18 protein-coding genes and 4 tRNA genes are annotated in these 21,837 nt (G+C 58.3%); 6 read left to right on the forward strand and 16 right to left on the reverse strand.

Going from position 1 to position 21,837, the window contains the following annotated elements; translation table 11 throughout:
* The 4 genes from GHO42_RS07460 to GHO42_RS07475 form a co-directional block, all read right to left on the reverse strand.
* A tRNA-His gene (locus GHO42_RS07460) sits at window positions 1-73 on the reverse strand.
* 86 nt (window positions 74-159) lie between these two features.
* Window positions 160-244 (reverse strand) — tRNA-Leu (locus GHO42_RS07465).
* Window positions 245-300: 56 nt separating this feature from the next.
* Window positions 301-376: transfer RNA gene (locus tag GHO42_RS07470), tRNA-His, on the reverse strand.
* 41 nt (window positions 377-417) lie between these two features.
* A tRNA-Arg gene (locus GHO42_RS07475) sits at window positions 418-494 on the reverse strand.
* A 280-nt stretch (window positions 495-774) separates the two neighbouring features.
* On the opposite strand from GHO42_RS07475, the gene folD reads away from it, so the two are divergent.
* The gene (folD, locus tag GHO42_RS07480) at window positions 775-1,632 is read left to right on the forward strand and encodes a bifunctional methylenetetrahydrofolate dehydrogenase/methenyltetrahydrofolate cyclohydrolase FolD (RefSeq protein ID WP_088377854.1); all 858 of its coding nucleotides are present in this window, start codon (window positions 775-777) and stop codon (window positions 1,630-1,632) included.
* Between the two features lie 220 nt (window positions 1,633-1,852).
* Here the strand turns inward: folD and cysS are convergent, their stop codons facing one another.
* Window positions 1,853-3,235: a cysteine--tRNA ligase gene (gene cysS, locus GHO42_RS07485; protein WP_095001710.1), complete on the reverse strand. Its 1,383-nt coding sequence runs from the start codon at window positions 3,233-3,235 to the stop codon at window positions 1,853-1,855.
* A gap of 22 nt (window positions 3,236-3,257) precedes the next feature.
* The gene (locus tag GHO42_RS07490; protein WP_095019323.1) at window positions 3,258-4,955 is read right to left on the reverse strand and encodes a glutamine--tRNA ligase/YqeY domain fusion protein; all 1,698 of its coding nucleotides are present in this window, start codon (window positions 4,953-4,955) and stop codon (window positions 3,258-3,260) included.
* Window positions 4,956-5,232: 277 nt separating this feature from the next.
* On the opposite strand from GHO42_RS07490, the gene GHO42_RS07495 reads away from it, so the two are divergent.
* A complete protein-coding gene (locus GHO42_RS07495; protein ID WP_095001712.1) occupies window positions 5,233-5,736 on the forward strand; it encodes a peptidylprolyl isomerase in 504 nt (167 codons plus the stop codon).
* Window positions 5,733-6,470, forward strand: a complete 738-nt coding sequence (gene lpxH / locus GHO42_RS07500) for a UDP-2,3-diacylglucosamine diphosphatase (RefSeq protein WP_178126965.1) — start codon at window positions 5,733-5,735, stop codon at window positions 6,468-6,470. The genes GHO42_RS07495 and lpxH overlap by 4 nt, the downstream gene beginning before the upstream one ends.
* Window positions 6,471-6,591: 121 nt before the next feature.
* Here lpxH and GHO42_RS07505 read toward each other — a convergent pair whose 3' ends face one another.
* The 5 genes from GHO42_RS07505 to GHO42_RS07525 form a co-directional block, all read right to left on the reverse strand.
* Window positions 6,592-8,121, reverse strand: coding sequence for a DHA2 family efflux MFS transporter permease subunit (locus GHO42_RS07505; protein WP_095001714.1), 1,530 nt, complete (start codon window positions 8,119-8,121; stop codon window positions 6,592-6,594).
* Between the two features lie 63 nt (window positions 8,122-8,184).
* Window positions 8,185-9,390 (reverse strand): efflux RND transporter periplasmic adaptor subunit, encoded by a 1,206-nt coding sequence (locus GHO42_RS07510; protein WP_153327482.1) that lies wholly within the window; start codon window positions 9,388-9,390, stop codon window positions 8,185-8,187.
* 9 nt (window positions 9,391-9,399) lie between these two features.
* Window positions 9,400-10,875 carry an efflux transporter outer membrane subunit gene (locus GHO42_RS07515; protein ID WP_153327480.1) on the reverse strand — a complete coding sequence of 492 codons (1,476 nt, stop codon included), beginning with the start codon at window positions 10,873-10,875 and terminating at the stop codon, window positions 9,400-9,402.
* A complete protein-coding gene (locus tag GHO42_RS07520) occupies window positions 10,872-11,345 on the reverse strand; it encodes a MarR family winged helix-turn-helix transcriptional regulator (RefSeq protein WP_095020911.1) in 474 nt (157 codons plus the stop codon). Before GHO42_RS07520 ends, GHO42_RS07515 begins: the two co-directional genes overlap by 4 nt.
* Window positions 11,346-11,606: 261 nt before the next feature.
* Window positions 11,607-12,215, reverse strand: coding sequence for a tRNA-(ms[2]io[6]A)-hydroxylase (locus GHO42_RS07525; protein WP_178126964.1), 609 nt, complete (start codon window positions 12,213-12,215; stop codon window positions 11,607-11,609).
* Window positions 12,216-12,435: 220 nt separating this feature from the next.
* Between GHO42_RS07525 and GHO42_RS07530 the strand changes: the two genes are divergently transcribed.
* Window positions 12,436-13,299 carry a universal stress protein gene (locus GHO42_RS07530; RefSeq protein WP_095001719.1) on the forward strand — a complete coding sequence of 288 codons (864 nt, stop codon included), beginning with the start codon at window positions 12,436-12,438 and terminating at the stop codon, window positions 13,297-13,299.
* A gap of 4 nt (window positions 13,300-13,303) precedes the next feature.
* Here GHO42_RS07530 and GHO42_RS07535 read toward each other — a convergent pair whose 3' ends face one another.
* The gene (locus tag GHO42_RS07535; protein WP_095001720.1) at window positions 13,304-13,774 is read right to left on the reverse strand and encodes a DUF1289 domain-containing protein; all 471 of its coding nucleotides are present in this window, start codon (window positions 13,772-13,774) and stop codon (window positions 13,304-13,306) included.
* 406 nt (window positions 13,775-14,180) lie between these two features.
* On the opposite strand from GHO42_RS07535, the gene acnB reads away from it, so the two are divergent.
* Window positions 14,181-16,781 carry a bifunctional aconitate hydratase 2/2-methylisocitrate dehydratase gene (gene acnB, locus GHO42_RS07540; RefSeq protein ID WP_095001721.1) on the forward strand — a complete coding sequence of 867 codons (2,601 nt, stop codon included), beginning with the start codon at window positions 14,181-14,183 and terminating at the stop codon, window positions 16,779-16,781.
* Window positions 16,782-16,850: 69 nt separating this feature from the next.
* On the opposite strand, the gene GHO42_RS07545 is transcribed toward acnB, so the two are convergent.
* Entirely contained in the window at window positions 16,851-17,921 is a 1,071-nt protein-coding gene (locus GHO42_RS07545; RefSeq protein WP_095001722.1) for an AI-2E family transporter, read from the reverse strand.
* A gap of 87 nt (window positions 17,922-18,008) precedes the next feature.
* The gene (locus GHO42_RS07550) at window positions 18,009-18,248 is read right to left on the reverse strand and encodes a sulfurtransferase TusA family protein (RefSeq protein WP_095001723.1); all 240 of its coding nucleotides are present in this window, start codon (window positions 18,246-18,248) and stop codon (window positions 18,009-18,011) included.
* 120 nt (window positions 18,249-18,368) lie between these two features.
* Here GHO42_RS07550 and GHO42_RS07555 point away from each other — a divergent pair, with 120 nt between their 5' ends.
* Window positions 18,369-19,799 carry a M48 family metalloprotease gene (locus GHO42_RS07555; protein WP_153327474.1) on the forward strand — a complete coding sequence of 477 codons (1,431 nt, stop codon included), beginning with the start codon at window positions 18,369-18,371 and terminating at the stop codon, window positions 19,797-19,799.
* A 39-nt stretch (window positions 19,800-19,838) separates the two neighbouring features.
* On the opposite strand, the gene nadA is transcribed toward GHO42_RS07555, so the two are convergent.
* Window positions 19,839-20,897, reverse strand: a complete 1,059-nt coding sequence (gene nadA, locus GHO42_RS07560; RefSeq protein ID WP_095001725.1) for a quinolinate synthase NadA — start codon at window positions 20,895-20,897, stop codon at window positions 19,839-19,841.
* Window positions 20,898-21,111: 214 nt separating this feature from the next.
* A complete protein-coding gene (locus GHO42_RS07565; RefSeq protein WP_095032087.1) occupies window positions 21,112-21,798 on the reverse strand; it encodes a type 1 glutamine amidotransferase domain-containing protein in 687 nt (228 codons plus the stop codon).
* Window positions 21,799-21,837 lie beyond the last annotated feature (39 nt).

Consider the following 21,837-nt stretch of genomic DNA (forward strand, 5'->3'; position numbering starts at 1 on the left):
GGTGGACGAAGGGGATCGAACCCTCGACAACGGGAGTCACAATCCCGTGCTCTACCAACTGAGCTACGCCCACCATAGTGCGCTTACAACGCTGCCTGCTCCTGGAAGCCGACAGTTACAACCAAAGAAAAAGCCGCTACAAGCGGCTCTATCAAAATTTGGTGCGGACGGAGAGACTCGAACTCTCACACCTTGCGGCGCTGGAACCTAAATCCAGTGTGTCTACCAATTCCACCACATCCGCATTTCAAACTCTTGAAGCAAAGACGCCAGACTTTTAATCTGGCGGCTTTCTAAATATGGGGTGGACGAAGGGGATCGAACCCTCGACAACGGGAGTCACAATCCCGTGCTCTACCAACTGAGCTACGCCCACCATATTGCCTGTACTGCTTTACTTGTGCCAAAGCTGCCTAATGGCGCACCCGGCAGGACTCGAACCTGCGACCATCCGCTTAGAAGGCGGATGCTCTATCCAGCTGAGCTACGGGCGCATTGTTAGCCTGTATTCTTTGACGACTACAAACCAAGTGCTTTCAGTATCACCAAGCTGGACAACAACTTCGCTCTACCTTCTTAACCAGTGCTAGGCTGTGCCCGACAAGTGCGACGAATGTTATAGGTGAGCCCGTAAGTCGTCAACTGTTTTTTAAAAAAAGTTTAGAAATATAAAGGAGTTAGGGCAATAAACAGACCAGGCGCCTTTGCCCTCGCGCCGCGGCATGCGAGAATGCACGTCCTTTTTCCACCCTTTACGATGGTTAATCACGCGTAATGACTGCACAACTAATCGACGGCAAAGCGATCGCCGCCAGCCTGCGCCAGCAGATTGCCAAACGTGTCGCCGAGCGCCACGAGCAAGGCCTGCGCACCCCTGGTCTGGCAGTGATTCTGGTCGGCAGCGATCCTGCTTCCCAGGTTTATGTTTCGCACAAGCGTAAAGACTGCGAAGAGGTAGGCTTTATTTCCCAAGCCTATGACCTGCCCTCCGACACGACCCAACAGGACCTCACCGACCTGATCGACCGTCTCAATGACGACGCGAACATCGACGGCATCCTGCTGCAACTGCCTCTGCCTGCCCATCTGGATGCCTCCAAACTGCTGGAGCGTATCCGCCCGGACAAAGATGTCGACGGTTTCCACCCCTATAACGTCGGTCGTCTGGCCCAACGCATCCCGCTGCTGCGCCCATGCACCCCCAAAGGCATCATGGCCCTGCTGGAAAGCACCGGCCAGGACCTGTACGGAATGGACGCGGTCATTGTCGGCGCCTCCAATATCGTTGGACGCCCGATGGCCATGGAATTGCTGCTGGCTGGCTGCACCGTGACCGTAACCCACCGTTTCACCAAGGACCTGGCCGGCCACGTTGGCCGCGCCGACCTGGTGGTGGTAGCTGCCGGCAAGCCTGGCCTGGTCAAAGGCGAATGGATCAAGGAAGGCGCCATCGTCATCGACGTGGGCATCAACCGCCAGGCTGATGGCAAGCTGGTGGGCGACGTGGTGTACGAGACTGCCCTGCCCCGCGCGGGCTGGATCACCCCGGTACCGGGCGGCGTAGGCCCGATGACTCGTGCCTGCCTGCTGGAAAACACCTTATACGCAGCCGAAGAATTGCACGGCAACTAGTGCAAAGCGCTGCAAAAAAACGGCACCTTCGGGTGCCGTTTTTATTGGCGCCGCTAAAATCCGGGCAAACAAAAGCCCGCACTTGGCGCAATGCCATGACCTCAATTGTGGGAGCGAGCCTGCTCGCGAAAGCCCACCCGAGACCTTCGCGAGCAGGCTCGCTCCCACAAAATCATCAGCATCACGCCCCGTACGGGCTTTTGTTCACACAACGGGCAATCTAGTCAGCCAAGCGCCAGGTTGTCCCGCCTTTACTGTCTTCCAGCACCACACCCATTGCCGCGAGCTGATCACGGATACGGTCAGACTCCGCCCAGTCCTTGGCAGCGCGGGCAGCCAGACGCGCATCGATCAAGGCCTGCACCTGAGCGGCATCGATCTTGCCTTCAGCACCGGCCTGCAGAAAGTCATCCGCTTCAAGCTGCAACACACCCAGCACATCGGCCAATTGCTTGAGACGTGCCGCCAGACCGGCAGCCGCCTGCAGATCGGTTTCGCGCAACCGGTTGATCTCGCGAACCATCTCGAACAGCACCGCACAGGCTTCCGGCGTACCGAAGTCGTCGTTCATGACCTGGGTAAAGCGCTCAACAAAGGCTTCACCACCGGCCGGAGCAACCTTGGGCAACCCTTTCAGTGCGTTATAGAAGCGATCAAGGGCTGCCTTGGCATCCTTGAGATTGTCTTCCGAATAGTTGATCGAACTACGGTAGTGGCTCGACACCAACAGATAACGCACAACCTCCGGGTGATACTTCGCCAGAACGTCGCGAATGGTGAAGAAGTTGTTCAAGGACTTGGACATCTTCTCGCCATTGATGCGAATCATCCCGCAATGCATCCAGGCATTGGCGTAGGTTTTACCCGTAGCCGCCTCGCTTTGGGCGATTTCGTTCTCATGGTGCGGAAACTCCAGGTCGCTGCCGCCGCCATGAATATCGAAGGTCTCACCCAGGCAGCAGGTAGACATCACCGAGCATTCAATGTGCCAGCCCGGACGACCCGGGCCCCACGGCGACTCCCAGCTCGGCTCGCCAGGCTTGACGCCTTTCCACAACACGAAGTCCAGCGGATCGTCCTTGGCCTCGTCGACCTCGATGCGCGCGCCGATGCGCAGATCTTCGATCTTTTTGCGCGACAGCTTGCCGTAGCCCATGAACTTGGCAACGCGGTAGTACACGTCACCATTGCCCGGGGCATAGGCGTAACCCTTGTCGATCAGGGTCTGGATCATCGCGTGCATGCCAGGAATATGATCCGTGGCACGAGGCTCCATATCCGGCTTGAGGATATTGAGCCGCGCTTCATCTTCATGCATGGCCGCGATCATGCGCTCGGTCAGCACCTCGAAAGGCTCGCCGTTTTCACGCGCACGATTGATGATCTTGTCTTCAATGTCCGTAATGTTGCGCACGTAGGTCAGGTTGTAGCCGCTGAAACGCAACCAGCGGGTCACCAGATCGAAGGCAATCATGCTGCGACCATGGCCGATGTGGCAGTAGTCGTACACAGTCATGCCGCACACGTACATGCGCACATTGTTGCCGTCCAGCGGCTTGAAAACTTCTTTGCTCTTGGTGAGCGTGTTGTAGATCGTAAGCACGGCTTGTTCCTTCAAAACTTGATCACTGGCCCCACGAATCACGCAGGGTCACGGTACGGTTGAATACCGGGTGACCGGGTTTCGAGTCCTTGATATCTGCGCAGAAGTAGCCTTCGCGCTCGAACTGGAAACGGTCTTCCGGCTGTGCATTGCCCAGCGAGGGTTCAGCACGACAACCGGTCAGTACCTGCAGCGAGTCAGGGTTGATGTTTTCCAGGAAGCCCGCGCCGTCTTCGGCCTTTTCAGGGTTCGGCGAGCGGAACAGACGATCATACAAACGCACTTCGCATTCGACGCTGGCAGCCGCCGGCACCCAGTGCACAACACCCTTGACCTTGCGACCCTCGGGGTTTTTACCCAGGGTCAGCGGGTCGTACGAGCAATGCAGTTCAACGATGTTGCCATCGGCGTCCTTGATCGCTTCGTCGGCACGGATCACATAGCTGCCGCGCAAACGCACTTCGCCCGCAGGCTCAAGACGCTTGTAGCCTTTTGGCGGCTCTTCCATGAAGTCTTCACGGTCGATGTAGATTTCACGGGCAAACGGCAACACCCGCACACCCATGTCTTCCTTAGGGTGGCAAGGCAGCTCGAGGTTTTCGACCTGACCTTCCGGGTAGTTGGTAATAATCACCTTCAATGGACGCAGCACGCACATGGCACGCGGCGCGCTGTGATCAAGGTCGTCACGGATGCTGAATTCCAGCATGCCGAAGTCAACAACACCGTCAGAACGGTTGGTGCCGACCATGTCACAGAAATTACGAATCGATTTAGGCGTGTAACCGCGACGGCGGAAACCCGACAGCGTCGACATGCGCGGGTCATCCCAGCCGTTGACGTGCTTTTCATCGACCAGCTGCTTGAGCTTGCGCTTGCTGGTGATGGTGTAGTTGAGGTTCAGACGGCTGAACTCGTACTGACGCGGGCGCGCCGGTACTGGCAGGCTGTCCAGGAACCATTCGTACAACGGACGATGGCTTTCGAACTCCAGGGTGCAGATCGAATGGGTGATGCCTTCAATGGCATCCGACTGACCGTGAGTGAAGTCATAGTTGGGGTAGATGCACCACTTGTCACCGGTCTGGTGGTGATGGGCATGACGGATGCGGTACATGATCGGGTCGCGCAGGTTCATGTTCGGCGAGGCCATGTCGATCTTGGCGCGCAGCACACGCTTGCCGTCTTCAAACTCACCGGCGGTCATGCGGGCGAACAGATCCAGGTTCTCTTCAACGCTACGGTCGCGGAACGGGCTGTTCTTGCCGGGCTCGGTCAGGCTGCCACGGTATTCCTTGGCTTGCTCGGGCGTCAGGTCGCAGACGTAGGCCTTGCCTTCTTTGATCAGGTAAATCGCCCACTCGTGCAGTTGATCGAAGTATTGCGACGCGTAACGCACTTCACCGGCCCACTCGAAGCCCAGCCACTTGACGTCGCTTTCGATGGCGTCGATGTATTCCTGGTCTTCTTTTGCCGGGTTGGTGTCGTCAAAACGCAAATGCGTCACGCCGCCAAACTCTTGAGCCAGCCCAAAGTTCACACAAATGGATTTGGCATGACCGATGTGCAGATAGCCGTTTGGCTCCGGCGGAAAGCGGGTCACGATCTGTGTGTATTTACCCGAGTCTAGGTCCGCCTGAACGATTGGACGCAGGAAGTTAGCCGGGACAGCAGGGCCAGCCTTTGGATTCAGAGTGGGGTCGACAGTGGGCTTGCTCATAGGATCCTTGAACGTAACAGGGTGCGCGGCCTGGGTCGGCCGACTAAATCAAAGCGCCTATCATAGCCGATGCCGCCAAGTCACTGACAGAGCAGGTGCTCAATCAAAGCGATTGAAATGCCGGCTTTTAGTCCCCATATGGGAAAAACACCATCGAAATGCCGTGCGAGCACGCTAAACTCCGCCCGCGGCTGTATCTACCCAGCCAGCCCGGGAGATTGAGGTGTGTTCACCCCGCTCCCCGGCCCGACGAATTCCCTGATAGAGCGATACGACCATGACCCAAGTAAAACTGAGCACCAACCACGGCGACATCGTGATCGAACTGAACGCTGAAAAAGCACCGATCACCGTAGCCAACTTCATCGAATACGTAAAAGCCGGCCACTACGAAAACACCGTTTTCCACCGTGTAATCGGCAACTTCATGATCCAGGGCGGCGGTTTTGAGCCAGGCATGAAAGAAAAGAAAGACAAGCGTCCAAGCATCCAGAACGAAGCCGACAACGGCCTGCCGAACGAGAAGTACACCGTGGCCATGGCTCGCACCATGGAACCGCATTCGGCTTCCGCCCAGTTCTTCATCAACGTGGCTGACAACAGCTTCCTCAACCACAGCGGCAAAACCGCTCAGGGCTGGGGCTACGCCGTATTCGGTAAAGTCGTTGCAGGCCAGGACGTAGTAGACAAGATCAAAGGCGTTGCCACCACGTCCAAAGCCGGCCACCAGGACGTGCCTAAAGATGACGTGATCGTCGAGAAAGCAGAGATCATTGAGTGATACTGCTGATTTCAGATTTGCATCTGGAAGAGGAGCGCCCGGACATTACCCGGGCGTTTCTGGATTTCCTGACCGGGCGTGCGCGCTCGGCTCAGGCGCTCTACATCCTGGGCGACTTTTTCGAAGCCTGGATTGGCGACGATGCCATGACCCCCTATCAGCGCTCGATCTGTGCAGCGCTGCGCACCCTGAGCGAGACCGGCACGCAGATCTTTCTGATGCACGGCAACCGCGACTTTTTACTGGGCCAGGCCTTTTGTAAAGCGGCTGGCTGCACCCTGATCAAAGACCCCAGCGTGGTCGACTTCTATGGCGAAGCGGTTTTGTTGATGCACGGCGACAGCCTGTGCACGCGCGACGAAGCCTATATGCGCCTGCGACGCATCCTGCGCAACCCCGTCACTTTGTGGGTCCTGCGCCACCTGCCGCTGAGCACCCGGCATAAACTGGCGCGCAAGCTGCGCAGCGAAAGCCGCGCCCAGACCCGCATGAAAGCCAACGACATCGTTGACGTGACCCCCGAGGAAGTACCCCGGATCATGGCGCACTTTGGTGTGCACACCCTGATTCACGGCCACACCCACCGCCCGGCGATACACAAACTGCAGATCGGCGAACAGACCGCCCGGCGCATTGTGCTGGGTGACTGGGACCGCCAGGGCTGGGTACTGCAAGTGGATGAGCAAGGCATGCAGCTGGCGCCGTTTGATTTTGCTCCGCCTGGCGCACAGTAAACTCGTGGGAGCGAGCCTGCTCGCGAAGGTTTCTGCGCAACATCACAGATAAACCGCATGCCGACTTTCGCGAGCAGGCTCGCTCCCACAAGGGACTTGCAGGGCTCCAGCCCCTCTACCTCTAATGCCCGCTGGTCGCCGGCCCCGCCTTGGCTATAAACGGCGGTTTCGCCAGCCACACCAGCAGAATCAAGCCCATAAACAGCCAACCCATCATGGTGAAGTAATCCACGGTGGAGAACATATAGGCCTGACTGGTCAGAATCTTGTCCATCTGTGCATAGGCGGGCGTGCTGGCACCGCCCAGGCTTTCGAGCGTATGCCGGGTCACAGGGTCATAGGCGCTGATGCTTTCGCTCAAGTAGGCATGATGCTGATCCGCCCGGCGAATCCAGATCCAGGTGGTCAAGGACGCCGCAAAGCTGCCGCCCAGTGTGCGCAGGAAGGTCGCTAGCCCCGCGCCATCAGCAATCTGATGCGGCGGCAAATCCGACATCAAAATGGTCAAGGTCGGCATAAAGAACAGGGCCACGCCAATCCCCATAAACAGCTGCACCATCGCGATATGCTGGAAATCCACCTCATTGGTGAACTCGGCACGCATAAAGCAGCTCAGGCCAATAGCCAAAAAGGCCAGCCCGGCCAACAGGCGCAAGTCGAATTTATTCGCGTACTTGCCCACAAAGGGCGACATCAAAACCGGCAAGATCCCGATCGGTGCCACCGCCAGACCGGCCCAGGTAGCGGTATAGCCCATCTGCGTCTGCAGCCATTGCGGCAAAATCAGGTTGATACCAAAGAACCCGGCATAACCCAACACCAGCACAATGGTGCCAATCCGGAAGTTACGGTGAGCAAACAGGCGCAAGTTGACGATCGGATGCTTGTCTGTCATTTCCCAAATGATAAAGGCCGCCAGTGCCACTACCGATAACGCCGTGCCCGAGAGAATGAAACTGGACTCGAACCAGTCCAGATCATTGCCCTTGTCGAGCACGATCTGCAACGCACCCACACCGATGATCAAGGTGATTAGCCCCACGTAATCCATCGGTTGACGGGTAATCACCACCGGGCGCGCCTTGAGTTGCTGGCGAACCACCATCACGGCAAAAATACCGATCGGGATATTGATAAAGAAGATCCACGGCCAACTATAACTGTCGGTGATCCAGCCGCCCAAAATAGGCCCGGCAATCGGTGCAACCACCGTGACCATTGCCAGCAATGCCAATGCCATCCCCCGTTTTGCCGGGGGATACACCGCAATCAGCAAAGTCTGGGTCATGGGATAAAGCGGCCCTGCCACCAACCCCTGGAGCACGCGAAACCCGACCAGCTCTGGCATCGAGGTGGAAATACCGCACAAAAACGAGGCCAGAACGAACAGCATCGTGGCCCACAGAAACAACTTAACCTCACCAAAACGCCGGCTGAGCCAGCCGGTTAACGGCAAGGCAATCGCGTTACTGACCGCAAATGACGTAATGACCCAGGTACCCTGCTCCGAACTCACCCCAAGATTACCGGAGATGGTGGGCAAGGCGACGTTGGCGATGGTGGTGTCCAGCACCTGCATAAAGGTCGCCAGCGACAGGCCGATCGTGGCCATTACCAGGCTGGGAGGGGAAAATGACGCGTTTGTACTCATCGCAAATCCTTTAAAACCGGGGATGCAGCCCCACCCTTGCGGCGGGGCTCATGGATTGGCGAATCAGCGTTGGGCGGCCATGTCGCCAGTGCCAGCGCTGTTGCTGTCAATCAAACGCGTAATCAGGGCTTCGGCATCGACCAATTGCTGCGCATACACCGTGGTGGAGAACGAAGCTTTTTGCGGCGGTTGCTGAGCCAGTACCGGACCACTTTGGTCACGCAGGTTGACATCCACAGTCGTCGACAAGCCGACCCGCAACGGGTGCTCGGCCAGCTCATCGGCATTGATATGAATACGCACCGGCACACGCTGGACAATCTTGATCCAGTTGCCCGTGGCATTTTGCGCGGGCAACAGGGCAAATGCACTGCCGGTACCGGCACCGATACTGTCGATGGTGCCGCTGTATTTCACGCCACTGCCGTAGATATCAGACTCAATATCCACCGCCTGCCCGATACGCATCTTGTGCAACTGGGTTTCCTTGAAGTTGGCATCGATCCACAGCTGGTTAAGCGGAATGACCGCCATCAACGCCGTGCCCGGCTGAACCCGCTGGCCCAGCTGCACGGTGCGCTTGGCCACATAACCGGTGACCGGCGCAATCAGGGTGGAACGGGCATTGGCCAGGTACGCCTGGCGCAGTTGCGCCGCTGCAGCCTTCACATCCGGGTGGTTGGCCACCGTGGTGTTATCGACCAGCGCCAGGGTGGTGTCGAGTTTTTGCTCGGCATTGCGCAAGGCGCTTTGCGCCGAAGACAGATCATCCCGGGCATGGGACAACTCTTCCTGAGAGATCGCCCCGCCTGCTGCCAGGCTTTTACGGCGGCTGTAGTTGTCCTGGTTTTTCTGCACTTCAACTTTCTGCGCAGCCACCTGGGCTTTCATGCCCTTCACATCACTGAACAGGCCGCGTACCTGGCGCACGGTACGGGCCAGATTGGCTTCAGCGCTCTGCAGGCCGACCTGGGCATCGCTCGGATCGAAGTCAATCAGCACCTGCCCTTCATGCACCAGATCGCCATCATCGGCGCCGATACTCACCACCGTACCGGTGACCAACGGGGTGATTTCAACCACGTTGCCATTTACATAGGCATCGTCGGTGCTTTCATTCCAGCGACCATAGAGCTCTTCCCAGGCCCAGACACCCAGCCCGAGCAGGATGACCAAAATTGCCAGGCCGCTCAGCCAGAGCTTGCGTTTGCGCTGGCTGGCAGCGTCCTGGGGGTGTTGCGTTTCATTCGGTGTTTGCACAGTGGCCATGACGGGTACCTAAATTATTCTGCCAGCGAGGACTTCAGTGGGAGCGGTCTCGGCGGTAGTGCCGGGCTCAAATCCACCACCCAGGGCTTGCATCAGTTGAATCGAAAGGTCGATCTGCTCGGCATTCAGGCCCGCCAGCTGGCGCTGCGCCTGCAACAATTGCTGCTCGATGCTGAGCACGTCAAGGTAGTTGCCGACACCCGAGCCGTAGCGCTGCAAGACGGTATCGAACGACTCCTGAGCGATCTGGGTGGCCCGTTGCTGGGCGCTTATCTGCTGGCCCACGGCACTTAACTGCGCCAGGGTGTCACTGACATCGCCCAGGGCGCCGACCAGAATCTTGTTGTATTGCGCCACCGCCAGATCGTAATTGGCGTCCTCTGCATCCAGCCCGGCACGCAAACGCCCGCCATCAAAGATCGGCAGCGAAATCGCCGGGGCAATATTGAGGAAGCGACTGGCAGAACCGAACAGCGCATCACCCAGCAACGACTGGGTTCCCGCCGCTGCACTCAAATTGAGATTGGGATAAAAACGCGTCCGGGCGGCGGCAATATTCTTGCTCGCTGCCTCTACCCGCCAGCGCGCAGCCACCAGATCGGGGCGACGCCCCAGCAGTTCAGCTGGCAAGCTGCTCGGTAACGCCACGGCGCCCGGGGCGAGGGTTTTCGGGCGAGCGATATCCATCCCGCGGTCCGGCCCCTTGCCCAACAACACCGCCAGCGCGATGCGTGCACTTTTGAGTTGTTTTTCAGCATTGATCAACTGCTCCTGGGAGCTGGCCTCAAGGCTTTCGGTTTGCTGGTACTGGTAATGGCTGTCGATACCAGCTTGCAGGCGGCGCTTGCTCAGGTCCAGCATTTTACCGGTGCGTTCCAGGTCATCCCTGGCCAGGTCGCGCACGATAAAGGCATGTCCCAGGCTGCTATACCCCCGCGCTACATCGGCAGCCAGGGTCAGGCTCGCGGCCTGAGTGTCGACTTCGGCAGCGCGGGCCTGGCCCAACGCCGCTTCCCAGGCCGCACGCTGGCCACCCCATAGGTCGAAGGTGTAATTAAATGTCAGACTGGCGTTGCGTAGCGTGTCGTAACGGCCACCCTGGCCGGTCGGATCCTGGGAACGCGACAGGCGCGAACGCGAAACATCGGCCTCGGCATCCAGGGTCGGCATGCGTGCGGCATCTGCAGCCCCGGCTGCAGCCGTTGCTTGATGGGCGCGGGCACTCGCTATTTGCATATCAGGGCTGTCGCGCAACGCTTGTTCGATCAAGCCATCCAGCTGAGTGTCGCCCAGGCGCTTCCACCAGTCCTTTTCAGGCCATGCCGCCGGGCTGACGGCAATGCCTGCAAGGGTCCTGGCCGCTTCCAGGTTTTTCCCGTCCTGGCTCACGCCCTCGGTGTTCAGCCCGCTGTAGCTGGCACAACCGGCCAGCAACATCGACGTAAAAACCAGGCTAAGGCCTGTACGCAGTGTCTTGTGGCTCATTTTTCACCTAAACGCATGACAGTGATGGGATCACCCGCTGCCAACAGTATTTTCTTGAGGATCTGTTCCAGGCTTTGCAGTTCTTGCGGGCTGATGGCGCCGGCCAGCTGGTTCATCGCATCGGCACCGACCTTCGGCAGAAGGCCTGCCAGGGCCTTGCCGTCTTCGCTCAGTACCAGCCGCACCTGGCGACGGTCAGCCTCGGAACGCTGGCGCACCAGCAGGTTTTTCTGCTCAAGACGATCGAGCATGCGCGTCATCGAGCCGCTGTCCAGGCACAGATGGCGGCAAAGCTCAGCCGGAGTGTCGACGTCGAACTGGGCCATGATGATCAGCACCTTGAACTGCGCCGCGGTGATGCCGTAAGGCTCCATATGGCGGTCAATGATCTTGTCTTTGAGCATGGCCGTGCGCCCCAGGAGCAAACCCAGGGTGCAGTTTTGAAAGTTATCGGGGTGAAAATGCTTCATCAGGGCACCAGGAAGCTGCCTAGGCAGTAATGTTTCTAAATATTACTGTCTAGGCAGCTAATGTCAAGCCGATTATTAGGTGGCTATCTATCTGGTTTTTCAGCGGGCACGCAAACCGGTACTTAAGAGAGCAACTATCTAGATGATGGCGGGATTGTTGTGGGAGCGGGCTTGCTCGCGAGGGCATCGCCCTGCCTGCATGACAGACCGCAGCGTCTGCATCGCGAGCAAGCCCGCTCCCACAGTAGATCTACAGAAGACTCAAGAAACTGCCGGCACACCACTATGAAAGCGGAATTCAACATCCGGCGACTCAATCAGCTCCTGCTCCGCCGCCCTCACCCGCTCGATTACCTGGGCGATATCCTTGGCGTCGCCGTACTGGTAGGCCAGCTTCAGATAACCCTGGAAATGTCGGGCCTCGCTCTTGAGCAGACCGAAGTAGAACTTGCCGAGCTCTTCGTCCAGATGCGGCACCAGCGCCTCGAAACGCTCGCAGCTGCGGGCCTCGATAAACGCCCCCACCACCAGGGTATCCACCAGCTTGACCGGCTCATGGTTGCGCACCACCTTGCGCAGCGCCGAGGCATAGCGCCCGGCCGATAGCTGGTGCAGCTCGATCTTGCGCTTTTTCATCAGACGCATGACTTGCTCGTGGTGCACCAGCTCTTCACGAGCCAGACGCGACATCATATTGATCAGGTCAACATGGGAGTGATATTTGGCGATCAGGCTCAGCGCCGTGCTGGCGGCCTTGAACTCGCAGTTTTTGTGATCGATCAGCAGGGTTTCCTGATCAGCCAGTGCCGCTGCAATCCAGCCGTCAGGCGTTCGGCAACCCAGGAACTCATGAATTTCAGGAAGATTCACGCGCACACTCCCAGGCATTGGGAATTGCACGGCAGACCGGCAGTGATTTGAACAATTGCTGACATGGGACTCACAAAGACTGAATTGAGGCGAGCCGGTGATTATACGGGCCCCGGCGCGCAGCACCAACGACACAACTTGATATGCATCAACGCAGGTTCAACTGCCGACCAACTATAGTGAATGCACGCCGTTTCTATTACATGTGGAGTCACCGGTCATGCACAGCATTAACAGCCTGTTGGTCGTCATCGAGCCTCACCTGATGGAAAGCCTCGCACTCAAGCGGGCCAAGCACATTGCCAGTCACACCAAGGCGCATCTGCATCTATTGATCTGCGATAAAAAAAATGACCACTCAGCCCTGCTGAGCGTGCTTGAAAGCAGCCTCAAAAGCGAAGCCTACAGTGTGAGCAGCGAGCAGGCCTGGCACGAAAGCCAGCACGCCACCATTATCAAAGTGCAGCAGGCGCACAACTGCGGGCTGGTGATCAAACAGCATGTGCCCGACAACCCGCTAAAAAAAGTCCTGCTGACCCCTGAAGACTGGAAACTGCTGCGCTATTGCCCAAGCCCGGTGCTGCTGGCCAAAACAGCACAGAGCTGGGAGCACGGCGTGATACTGGCAGCCGTCGACGTGGGCAATAACGACCCGGAGCATATGGCCCTGCATACCAGCATTGTCGACCACGGCTTTCGCATCGCCAGCATGGCCCATGCCGAACTGCATGTGGTCAGCGCCCACCCGGCGCCAATGCTCGCAACAGTCGACGCGGTCTACCCGCTGGATACCGAGCTGGAACAGACCTACCGCGCAGAATGTAAAGTCTTCCAGCAACAATGCGAAATTGACGACAGCCGCCTGCATATTGAAGAAGGCCCGGCGGACGTGATCATTCCGCGGGTAGCCAAAAACCTGGACGCCGTGGTCACCGTGATGGGCACCGTCGCCCGTACCGGCTTTTCCGGGGCCCTGATCGGCAATACCGCCGAAGTGGTGATCGACAAGCTGGAAAGCGACATTCTGGTGCTCAAGCCCGATGACATCGTCGAGCATCTGGAGCAACTGGCGAGCAAGCTCTGAGCGCTTACTCGCCAAACGCATCCTTCAGAAAGCCCGGGGCGATATAGCGCTGATAATGCGCTTCGGACAGGAGGAAAAATTCCCGATCAATGGCATCGCGCAGATCGGTCAGCGGCCAGCCGCGAAACTCAGGCAACAGCACCATGCCGTACAGCTCCAGCTGGTTGATCACCCGCGCCCCGCGGGCAATCAGCTGGTAGGCCCAGCAATACTCGGACTGGGCAGGCACAAAGCGGATTTTGCGCGCCACCAGCTGGTCACGCAGCGTGGCCCGGTCGAACACTTCGACCTTGCCGGCCATCACCTGCACCAAAAGCTGCTCGAGCCGACGCCACACGGCACGCTTTTCTTCCTCGTTGTAACCGTTCCAGTTGATCACTTCATGATGGAAACGCTTGCAACCACGGCACACAAGGTCGCCGTAAACCGTTGAGCAAAGGCCTATGCAGGGGGTCTTGATGGTTTGATTGGACATGGCGAAATAGAGCACTGCAGAACGAAACAGGTGGCCATGTTAGCCCTTTGTCTAACGCAGATCACCCCTCAACCTTCAGGGCCTAACTTACCTTTAACAAGTTTTTACCGTAGAATCGGCCTGCCTTTTAAGGCGCCAATGTCCGTTAGAAGCTGTTTTCAAAGCGTCACGAGCACAGTTGATCCCGAAGAACGGTGTTGGTGAGGGGTGTTTGCACTGCAGATACCCCCACCGACATTCATCATCTCCCCCGTTCGGAAGGCGTAAAACTTTGAAAACAGCTTCTGTTGGGAATCCTTGAAACTCTGGCCAAGCGGCTCATAAAGCCGCGCAGCGCATGAGTGCTCGGCATTCCTGGATGAGCGTCCCGGACACCCATTTGGGACCAATGATGAGGGTAATAACTGTGCTTGAAGCCTACCGCAAACATATCGAAGAGCGCGCAGCACTGGGTATCGTTCCCCAGCCGCTTAACGCCGAACAAACCGCAGGCCTGGTTGAGCTGCTGAAAAACCCGCCTGCCGGCGAAGAAGAATTCCTCGTTGACCTGATCACCAACCGCATTCCGCCGGGTGTTGACGAAGCTGCTTACGTAAAAGCCGGCTTCCTGGCCGCGATTGCCAAAGGCGAAGCGACCTCTCCGCTGATCAGCAAAAAACGCGCTGTTGAACTGCTTGGCACCATGCAGGGCGGCTACAACATCGTGACCCTGGTTGACCTGCTGGACGACGCGGAGCTGGCTCCGGTTGCCGCCGAGCAACTCAAGCACACCCTGCTGATGTTTGACGCCTTCCACGACGTTGCAGAAAAAGCCAAGAACGGCAATGCCCACGCCAAAGCCGTGGTGCAGTCCTGGGCTGACGGCGAGTGGTTCAAGAACCGCCCTACCCTGGCTGACAAAATCAGCCTGCGCGTGTTCAAGGTAACCGGCGAAACCAACACCGACGACCTGTCGCCGGCACCGGACGCCTGGTCGCGCCCTGACATCCCGCTGCACGCCCTGGCCATGCTGAAAATGGCCCGTGACGGTATCGTGCCGGACGTGCAAGGCTCCATCGGCCCGATGAAGCAAATCGAAGAAATGCGCGGCCAGGGCTTCCCTATCGCTTACGTCGGTGACGTAGTCGGTACCGGTTCGTCGCGCAAGTCGGCAACCAACTCCGTACTGTGGTTCTTCGGCGACGACGTTCCTTATGTACCGAACAAGCGTGCCGGCGGTTTCTGCTTCGGCAGCAAAATCGCTCCGATCTTCTACAACACCATGGAAGATGCTGGCGCACTGCCAATCGAATTTGATGTTTCCAACATCAACATGGGCGACGTGATCGACCTGTACCCGCACGCAGGCAAAGTCTGCAAGCACGGTACTGACGAAGTCATCACCACTTTCGAACTGAAAACCCCGGTTCTGTTGGACGAAGTACGCGCTGGCGGCCGTATTCCGCTGATCATCGGCCGCGGCCTCACCGAGAAGGCTCGCGCCGAGCTGGGTCTGGGCCCTACCGACCTGTTCAAGAAGCCTGAAGCACCGGTTGAAAGCACCAAGGGTTTCACCCTGGCGCAGAAAATGGTCGGCAAGGCTTGCGGCGTGACTGGCGTTCGTCCAGGCACTTACTGCGAACCGAAGATGACCACCGTAGGTTCTCAGGACACCACCGGTCCTATGACCCGTGACGAACTGAAGGACCTGGCGTGCCTGGGCTTCTCCGCTGATCTGGTGATGCAGTCGTTCTGCCACACCGCGGCTTATCCAAAGCCGATCGACGTGACCACCCACCACACCCTGCCTGATTTCATCATGACCCGCGGCGGTGTTTCCCTGCGTCCGGGCGACGGCATCATCCACAGCTGGCTGAACCGCATGCTGCTGCCGGATACCGTCGGTACCGGTGGTGACTCCCACACCCGTTTCCCGATGGGCATTTCGTTCCCGGCCGGTTCGGGCCTGGTGGCGTTCGCCGCAGCTACTGGCGTAATGCCATTGGATATGCCGGAATCGGTTCTGGTTCGCTTCAAGGGCGAAATGCAACCGGGCATCACCCTGCGTGACCTGGTTCACGCCATTCCTTACGTCGCTATCCAGAAAGGCCTGCTGACGGTAGAGAAGAAAGGCAAGATCAACGAATTCTCGGGTCGTATCCTGGAAATCGAAGGTCTGGACAACCTGAGCATCGAGCAAGCCTTCGAACTGTCCGACGCTTCGGCAGAACGTTCGGCAGCCGGTTGCACCATCAAGTTGTCCAAAGAGTCGATCACCGAATACCTGAATTCCAACATCACCCTGCTGCGCTGGATGATCGGTGAAGGTTACGGCGACGCACGTACCCTCGAGCGTCGTGCTCAAGCGATGGAAGCCTGGGTAGCCAACCCTGAGCTGATGGAAGCCGATGCTGACGCCGAATACGCGCACATTATCGAAATCGATCTGGCTGACATCAAAGAGCCTGTGCTCTGCGCGCCAAACGACCCGGATGACGCCCGTCTGCTGTCCAGCGTTGCTGGCGAGAAAATCGACGAAGTGTTTATCGGTTCGTGCATGACCAACATCGGCCACTTCCGCGCTGCGGGCAAGTTGCTGGACAAGGTCAAAGGCCAGCTGCCAACCCGTCTGTGGCTGTCGCCGCCGACCAAGATGGACGCTCACCAACTGACCGAAGAAGGCTACTACGGTATCTACGGCAAAGCTGGCGCGCGCATGGAAATGCCGGGCTGCTCGCTGTGCATGGGTAACCAGGCACGTGTAGAGCCGAACTCGACTGTTGTGTCGACTTCGACCCGTAACTTCCCGAACCGTCTGGGTGACGGCGCGAACGTTTACCTGGCTTCGGCCGAGTTGGCGTCGGTGGCCTCGATCCTGGGTCGCCTGCCTTCCGTTGAGGAATACATGGCCTACGCGGCAGAGATCAACACCATGGCTGCGGACGTGTACCGCTACCTGAGCTTTGATCAGATCGCCGAATTCCGTGAAGCGGCAGCCAATGCCAATATCCCGGTTATTCAAGCGTAAGCTGATGCAGTAACGAAAAAGCCCCGACTCTTACGAGCCGGGGCTTTTTCATCTCTGGCGTTCAGTGATTTACAGCAGCGGTGACACGACTTGCTGCTCTCGCGGCCAGGCATCGAGCACGGCCTTGAACAAGGTCGCCAGCGGGATCGCAAAGAATATCCCCCAGAACCCCCATAAACCGCCAAACAACAGCACCGCACAAATGATCGCCACCGGGTGCAGGCTCACCGCCTCGGAGAACAGCAGCGGTACCAGCACATTGCCGTCCAGGGTCTGAATGATCCCGTAGACCGCCATCAGGTAGATAAACTGATCGCTCCAGCCCCACTGGAACAGCGCAATCAGCAGCACCGGCACCGTCACCACCACCGCCCCGACATAGGGCACCACTACCGAAACCCCCACTAGCAGCGCCAGCAAGGCCGCATAGTTGAGGCCCATGGTGACAAAGGCGATATAGGTCACGCCGCCACAAATGATGATCTCGATCACCTTGCCGCGAATGTAATTGGCAATCTGGCGGTTCATTTCTTCAGCCACGCGGGTTATCAATGCCCGTTCACGGGGCAAATAACCCCGCACCCAACGGCCAATCACCGCGCGGTCCTTGAGGAAGAAAAACACCAGGATCGGCACCAGCACCAGATAAATCATGATGTTGACCAGCAGCGGCAAACTGGACAGCGAAAAGGTCAGTGCCAGTTGCCCGAACTTGCCGATTTCACCCCGTGCAACTTCGATGGCCTGTAACACCTGCTCATCCGACACGAGGTGAGGGTAGCGCTCAGGCAGCAACAGCAACAACGATTGCCACTTGGCAAGCATGCCCGGCAGTTCGTTGAACAGGGTGATCAACTGATGCCAGAGCAAAGGCACTACCACCACCAGAAACACCAGCAACAGCCCCATAAACAGCGCAAACACCAGCCCGACTGCCGCCGCGGCCGGCATCCGCATGCGTTCCAGTGCAACCACCAGGCCCTGCATTAAATACGCCAGCACCATGCCCGCCAGCACCGGCGCCAGCATGCCGCCCAATGTCAGTACGGCGGTGAAAGCCAACACCAGCAACACCGCCAGCACCACCGCTTCTTCATCAGAGAAATAGCGCTGCACCCAACCACGTAAAACCTTGAACATCGATATTCCTTAAAAGAAAGTGCAGCGCTTCTGCGGCAGCGATTCATTCGCGAGCAGGCTCGCTCCCACAGCGAGGTCAAGCAAGGCTCAGGCCTTGCGTAACCAGTAGCGATAAGTGCCAGCATCTACTTCTTCACGCAGCAATTCATGGCCTGCCAGGCGCGCGAAGGTACGAATGTCCCGTTGTGAGCCGGCATCGGTGGCAATCACCTTGAGGGTCTGGCCACTGCCCATTTTGTTAAGCGCCATCTTGGCCTTGAGCAGTGGCAGCGGGCAATTGAGCCCGGCAGCATCCAGTTCGGCATCATGGGCCAGCACATCAGTCATTGCATACGTCTCCACAGAGGGCTTTTTTTATGCGGGCTAGAATACCCCAAGCAACCCCGCCACTGGTCGCCAGCCAAGTGTCCAGCTACAGTAAGCGCTTTACCGACCAGAGCCTTGTGCATGACTTTTCTGCGCCCTACCCTGTTGACGCTCGCTTGCCTGCTCGCATCACCGAGTTTCGCCGACGATTTACCGTCTCTGGGTGACGCCAGTTCGTCCATTGTCTCGCCACAGCAAGAGTACCAACTGGGCCGCGCCTGGCTGGGCATGTTGCGCGGCCAGGTGTCACAACTCAACGACCCGCAGCTCAAGGACTACGTCGAGACCAGTGTCTACAAACTGGTCGAAACCAGCCAGGTGCAGGACCGCCGCCTGGAATTCATCCTGATCAACAGCCCGCAGCTCAACGCCTTCGCCGCACCCGGCGGCATCATCGGGGTTAACGGCGGCCTGTTCCTCAATGCCCAGACCGAAGGTGAATATGCCTCGGTAATGGCCCACGAACTGGCCCACTTGTCCCAACGCCACTTTGCCCGTGGCGTGGAAGCCCAGCAGCGCATGCAACTGCCGATGATGGCAGCGCTGCTCGCCGGGATCATCGTTGCAGCCTCTGGCGCAGGAGATGCCGGCATCGCTGCGATTGCCGGCACCCAGGCTGCGGCCCTGCAAGAGCAGCGACGCTTCTCGCGCCAGAATGAGCAGGAAGCTGACCGCATCGGCATTCTCAATCTGGAAAAGGCCGGTTACGACCCGCGCTCCATGCCCACCATGTTTGAGCGCCTGATGCGCCAGTACCGTTTTGATGGCAGGCCGCCGGAATTTTTGCTGACTCACCCGGTCACCGAGTCGCGTATCGCCGATACCCGCAACCGCGCGGAACAGACCCGGCCAGGCGGCACTGAAGACAGCCTGCGCTATCAGTTGATCCGCGCCCGGGTGCAACTCAATTACGAAGAAACCCCGGGGCTGGCCGCCAAACGCTTTCGCCAGCAACTGGATGAAAACCCGAAAAATAACGTAGCCCGTTATGGCCTGGCGATTGCCTATATAAAAGGCAGCCAGTTCAACGAAGCCCGCGAGACCCTCAAGCCACTGCTGGAAAAGGCGCCCAACGACATCACCTATAACCTGGCACAGATCGAGCTGGACATGGACAGCAACCGCCTGAGCGAAGCCCAGCAACGTATCGACCGGATGCGCACCCTGTACCCGGGCAATTACCCGCTCAATCAGGCCCGGGTTGATTTGCTGCTCAAGCAGAATAATCCCAAGGAAGCCGACAAGGCCCTTGAGGCGCTGCTCAAGAGCCGCCCCGACGACCCGGATGTCTGGTATTCGGTTGCCGAGACCCGAGGTTTGTCAGGCAATATCATCGGCCTGCACCAGGCCCGTGCGGAGTACTTCGCATTGGTGGGGGATTACCGCCAGGCCATCCAGCAGCTGGATTTCGCCCAGAAGCTGACCAACAACTTTCAGCTGTCGGCACGCCTGGATGCTCGCAAGCGGGAGTTGATGGATCAGGAACGGGCGCTCAAGGACATGATGAACTGAGCCTGACTGGCTCAGTTCCTGTGGGAGCGGGTTTGCTAATCAGGCATTCCCCGCCAGCTTCAACCGCGCTGCCTGGGTGAAATCGAGCATGCGCTTGAGCGGGCGAATGGCATGGGGCACCAGTGCCGGGTCGACAAAAATCTCGTTGCTGCCCTGCTGCAAGCATTCCAGCGTGCGCTCAAGGGTATTCATCGCCATCCACGGACAGTGCGCGCAACTGCGGCACGCCGCACCGTTACCCGCGGTCGGGGCTTCGATAAACACCTTGTCCGGGCACAACTGCTGCATCTTGTAGAAAATGCCGCGATCGGTGGCCACGATAAAGGTCTTGTTGGGCAGGTTCTGCGCCGCAGCAATCAACTGACTGGTAGAGCCCACGGCATCGGCCAGATCGATCACCGACTCTGGCGACTCCGGGTGCACCAGAATCGCTGCATCCGGGTACAGCGCCTTCATGTCTTCCAGCTGCTTGGACTTGAACTCTTCGTGAACGATGCAGGCACCGTCCCACAGCAGCATGTCGGCACCGGTCTGGCGCTGGATATAACGGCCCAGATGCTTGTCCGGCCCCCAGATAATGGTTTCGCCGTTATCCATCAGGCTTTCGACGATTTCCAGCGCGCAGCTTGAGGTCACCACCCAGTCCGCCCGGGCCTTGACCGCCGCCGACGTGTTGGCATACACCACCACCGTGCGCTCGGGGTGCTTGTCGCAAAACGCGGAGAACTCTTCCACCGGGCAGCCCAGGTCCAGCGAGCAGGTGGCCTCCAGCGTCGGCATCAGCACGCGTTTTTCAGGGGTGAGGATTTTTGCGGTTTCGCCCATAAAGCGCACACCGGCCACCAGAATGGTCTTGGCCGGGTGAGCCGCGCCAAAGCGGGCCATCTCCAGGGAGTCAGAGACACAGCCGCCAGTTTCTTCGGCCAGGGCCTGAATCACCGGATCACAATAAAAGTGCGCCACCAGCACCGCGTCGCGGGCTTTAAGTTCAGCCGCGATTTGCGCCCGCAGGCTGAGGGCTTGAGCCTCAGTCAACGGCTTGGGCTGCTTGGCATCAAGGTGGGCTTGAACCAGAAGTCGTTCAGAAATTTGCGTCATGTTCGCAAGACCTGCAAGCGCTGTTGCGCGAAAGTCGAGTGTACCACCAGCTCCGGGCCGGCAAGCCCCGCTGGGAGAATGTATGTATCAGGCACGGACAAGCACTGAAGCGCGACAAGGCTACAGAATATCCTTGGGATTCAAAAGTTTAATGTGGGTATCAGGCAGGTGGATGCAGGCTGAGGGGCCTGCATCGGCTTTAGAACGGGGGATTTTACTGAATCGCCGCCAGTACCAACTCGGCCACCGGCCCGCCCGATGCCGGGTTTTGCCCGGTAATCAGCCGTCCGTCTGCGATGGCAAACGGTGCCCATGGGGTACCGGCCTTTTGATACAAGGCACCGCGCTTCACCAGCTCGGTTTCGGTCAGGTACGGCACATGCTGGCTTAATCCGGCCAGGTCTTCCTCTTCATTGGAAAAACCAGTGACTTTCTTGCCCTTGACCAGCAGCTCACCATTACTCAGCTTGATATTCAGTAAACCCACAGCGCCATGACACACCGACGAAACCACCCCGCCGTGCTCATAGATATGACGGCTGAGCGCTTGCAGTTTCTCGTTGTCAGGAAAATCCCAGATAACGCCATGGCCGCCCGCGTAATAAATGGCGATGTAGTCATCCGGGTTGACCTGATCGGGCTTGAGCGTCGCGCCCAGCCGGTTCATGAAGGCCTTGTCGTGATACCACTGCCAGTCAATCGGCGACGCCATGTCGGCGGCCAGGCTGTGGGGGTCGATCGGCGTGTACCCTCCTTGCGGGCTGACGTAGTCGACGGCATAGCCTGCGGCCTCGACCTTGTGCACAAAATGCACGGCCTCGCCCAGCCATAAGCCTGTGGCGCGATCAAGGTTCGGGTATTTCTCGACGCTGGTCAGTACCACCAAAATCTTCTTGCTCATGGTCAACCTCCTGTTTGTGCGGACACCGGCAAACCGGTG

Source organism: Pseudomonas sp. FSL R10-0056, assembly GCF_009600105.1.
Lineage (GTDB): Bacteria > Pseudomonadota > Gammaproteobacteria > Pseudomonadales > Pseudomonadaceae > Aquipseudomonas > Aquipseudomonas bubulae.